This is a genomic window from Pueribacillus theae, from assembly GCF_003097615.1.
In the GTDB taxonomy this organism is placed as follows: Bacteria; Bacillota; Bacilli; order Bacillales; family UBA6769; genus Pueribacillus; species Pueribacillus theae.
In genome coordinates this window covers 1-1,695 of the sequence record NZ_QCZG01000099.1, presented here as the reverse complement: position 1 = coordinate 1,695, position 1,695 = coordinate 1, and the positions used below count along the sequence as shown (strand labels likewise).

The 1,695-nt window shown below is 51.0% G+C and carries 1 rRNA gene; it reads left to right on the top strand.

The features are described 5' to 3' along the window. Nucleotides 1-1,695, top strand: a 23S ribosomal RNA gene (locus tag DCC39_RS18820); the annotation flags it as partial.

Sequence of the window (1,695 nt, the reverse complement as noted above, 5' to 3'; positions counted from 1 at the left end):
CAGACAACCAGGATGTTGGCTTAGAAGCAGCCATCATTGAAAGAGTGCGTAATAGCTCACTGGTCGAGTGACTCTGCGCCGAAAATGTACCGGGGCTAAACGGATCACCGAAGCCGTGGATTCCGGAGGTCAGATATCAGAGGCCGGAAATCAGAGAAAAGGAAGAAGAATAAATGGCGAGCAGTTATCATGAACTCAGAGTGTATGAAATCTCTTATGACTTAGCACTTCAAGTTCACCGATTAACGCAGACATTTCCAGACTTTGAAAAATATGAACTTGGTAGTCAACTTAGAAGAGCAGCGATATCCATTCCTGTAAATATTGCGGAAGGATATGGCAAGAAAAGCTCATTAGCTGACTTTAAACGGTTTTTATATATCGCCCAAGGTTCAAAAGATGAAGTCAAGGTTCTTCTTGAAATGGTAAAGGATCTTGGTTACATTCCTAATGATACGTTTGAACGAATGTATCGGCATTATGATGAATTAGGAAAACAATTGTACCGTATGATTCAAACCTGGGGATAATCTCGATTTCTGACATCTGGTTTCTGACATCTGACTTCTGGAATGGTAGGGGAGCGTTCTAAGTGCGGCGAAGCGAGACCGGAAGGACTCGTGGAGCGCTTAGAAGTGAGAATGCCGGTATAAGTAGCGAAAAGAGGGGTGAGAATCCCCTCCGTCGAAAGCCTAAGGTTTCCTGAGGAAGGCTCGTCCGCTCAGGGTAAGTCGGGACCTAAGCCGAGGCCGAAAGGCGTAGGCGATGGGCAACAGGTTGAAATTCCTGTACCACCTCCTCTCCGTTTGAGCAACGGGGGGACGCAGGAAGGTAGGGCAAGCGTGCTGATGGAGTGCACGTCCAAGCAGTAAGGCTGTCAGCGAGGCAAATCCCGCTGGCGGAAGGCTGAGCTGTGATGGCGAGGGAAACAGAAGTACTGAAGTTCCCGATCCTACACTGCCAAGAAAAGCCTCTAGCGAGGAGAGAGGTGCCCGTACCGCAAACCGACACAGGTAGGCGAGGAGAGAATCCTAAGACGCTCGGGAGAACTCTCGTTAAGGAACTCGGCAAAATGACCCCGTAACTTCGGGAGAAGGGGTGCTTTCAGGGGTGAGAGCCCAGGAGAGCCGCAGTGACTAGATCCAAGCGACTGTTTAGCAAAAACACAGGTCTCTGCCAAGCCGCAAGGCGAAGTATAGGGGCTGACACCTGCCCGGTGCTGGAAGGTTAAGAGGAGGGGTTAGCTTAGGCGAAGCTCTGAATTGAAGCCCCAGTAAACGGCGGCCGTAACTATAACGGTCCTAAGGTAGCGAAATTCCTTGTCGGGTAAGTTCCGACCCGCACGAAAGGTGCAACGACTTGGATACTGTCTCAACGAGAGACCCGGTGAAATTATAGTATGCGTGAAGATGCGCATTCCCCGCGACAGGACGGAAAGACCCCATGGAGCTTTACTGTAGCTTGATATTGGATTTTGGTATCGCTTGTACAGGATAGGTAGGAGCCATGGAAGCCGGGCCGCCAGGTTCGGTGGAGGCAACGGTGGGATACTACCCCTGCGGTACTGAAGTTCTAACCCGCAGCCGTCATCCGGCTGGGAGACAGTGTCAGGTGGGCAGTTTGACTGGGGCGGTCGCCTCCTAAAAGGTAACGGAGGCGCCCAAAGGTTCCCTCAGAATGGTTGGAAATCATTCG